Origin of the sequence: Staphylococcus sp. URHA0057 (genome assembly GCF_000620265.1) — a bacterium.
In the GTDB taxonomy this organism is placed as follows: Bacteria; Bacillota; Bacilli; order Staphylococcales; family Staphylococcaceae; genus Staphylococcus; species Staphylococcus pasteuri.
Window position 1 is genome coordinate 1 of sequence record NZ_JHVS01000028.1, and the last position, 1,627, is coordinate 1,627.

Genomic DNA, 1,627 nt, shown 5'->3' on the forward strand with positions numbered 1-1,627 from the left:
CTCTAAAAATCAGAAGGGTTTTTGAAACGAGTTTCTTCTTGTCTTGATACTATAAAAATAAGCAAAGATATAACATAAAATGACTTATCGGAAGTCATCTGTAACTCAATTATTAGAAATGATATAATACAAAGGTCGTCGTTCACTTCTGTGCTGTATTTAGCATGGAAGGAGGTGACATCATGTTCAGTACACTATTTGTAACTATTATAGCTCCTATCATAGTAGGAGTTATACTCACATTATTTTCTCATTGGCTGAATAATCGTGAAAAGTAATTTAGCGGCGACATATAGCTAATACACCAAAAGAGCCCGATAACTATTCGCAGTAGTTATCGGGCTCGGTGTTTATCATGTTAGTACACTATTTGTTAATTAAATTATAACACTGGCTGGTAGAGGAATGCAAAGCAAAGTGATATGTACGGTATTAGTTACAAGGTATCGTTTTAATATTTTTGACGCTAATTGTCAATAATTTAAAGGGTAAATTATGAATGTTATATATTGAGAATTTATCCTTTTTTTAAATAGATTGTCATTAGAACATGCATTAAATTTAGAATAAATAATACAAAGATCAAAATTCATGAAACCAAATTTTTGATAACTTCATTAAGCTTTGTATCAATATACTTATCTTTATGTATGACTAAATAGAAATAGCGTGTGATGTCTAAGTTTGTTACTTCTAGCTTTTCTAAATCATAAGGTGTTAATGTTGATTTAGAAACAATAGAAAAGCCTTTATCAGCATGAACCATATTTTTAATTAGATTTGTGTTATTAATTTCTACTAAATAAGAGGATGAAGTCATTTGTGATAACGCATTTTCTTGATAGACTCTTGTACCTGATCCACGTTCTCTGATAAAACATATTGATTTATTTGAAGATGATGACTTTTTACGAATTAGTACTATTTCATCTTGAGCAATACGTCTACTGTGTATAATATTACTTTGAACCTCTTTTTCGATTATACCTAAATCGATAGTGTTATTCTTAATATGTTGTAATACTGTATCAGAATTATTTAAATACACATGAATGTATAATTCAGGATATTTTTTGGCTAAATCAGTAAGATGTTGTGACAATCGATATTCGCCATAAGTGTAACTACTCCCTATCGTTACATCTCCCGAAATTGTATCAGGTTGCATTTTCAAATCGTGTCTTAAGATTTGTTCTAAACGCTCACGTTGTAAAGCATATTGAAATAGTTTCTCCCCATCACTCGTTAAAGACATTTTAGAATGTCTAAATTCGAAAATTTTTACATCGTATTCCAGTTCTAATCGTTTAATATCACGACTTATTGATGGCTGTGAAGTATATAAATTTTCTGCAGCCTTAGTAAAGCTTTGCGTTTTAACTACTTCAGTTAGAACTTTTAATGAATCCATTAACTAGGCCTCCTGACATTTGAGCCCCTCTATTATAACAAAATTGTTATGAGTAATATACTTAATATTTATTTCACGTTATAACTTTGCGGTGCTAAGCTTTTGATAAAGGAGAAGTTAAAAAATGAGGTTCTGTTGCAAAGTTGAATTTATAGTATAATTTTAACAAAAAGGAGTCTTCTGTATGAACTATTTCAGATATAAACAATTTAACAA

At 29.7% G+C, this 1,627-nt stretch carries 2 protein-coding genes; one reads left to right on the plus strand and one right to left on the minus strand.

The features are described 5' to 3' along the window. Window positions 1-182: 182 nt before the first annotated feature. Window positions 183-278, plus strand: coding sequence for a type I toxin-antitoxin system Fst family toxin (locus N524_RS13270; RefSeq protein WP_000493114.1), 96 nt, complete (start codon window positions 183-185; stop codon window positions 276-278). A 311-nt stretch (window positions 279-589) separates the two neighbouring features. On the opposite strand, the gene N524_RS0109435 is transcribed toward N524_RS13270, so the two are convergent. Next, the gene (locus N524_RS0109435) at window positions 590-1,411 is read right to left on the minus strand and encodes a LysR family transcriptional regulator (RefSeq protein ID WP_015364601.1); all 822 of its coding nucleotides are present in this window, start codon (window positions 1,409-1,411) and stop codon (window positions 590-592) included. Window positions 1,412-1,627: the final 216 nt, after the last annotated feature.

What these genes read in the sequence shown, in the direction of transcription:
- N524_RS13270 (WP_000493114.1), top strand. Translation starts at nt 183, where the DNA reads ATGTTCAGTACACTATTTGTAACTATTATAGCTCCTATCATAGTAGGA.
- N524_RS0109435 (WP_015364601.1), bottom strand. Translation starts at nt 1,411, where the DNA reads ATGGATTCATTAAAAGTTCTAACTGAAGTAGTTAAAACGCAAAGCTTT.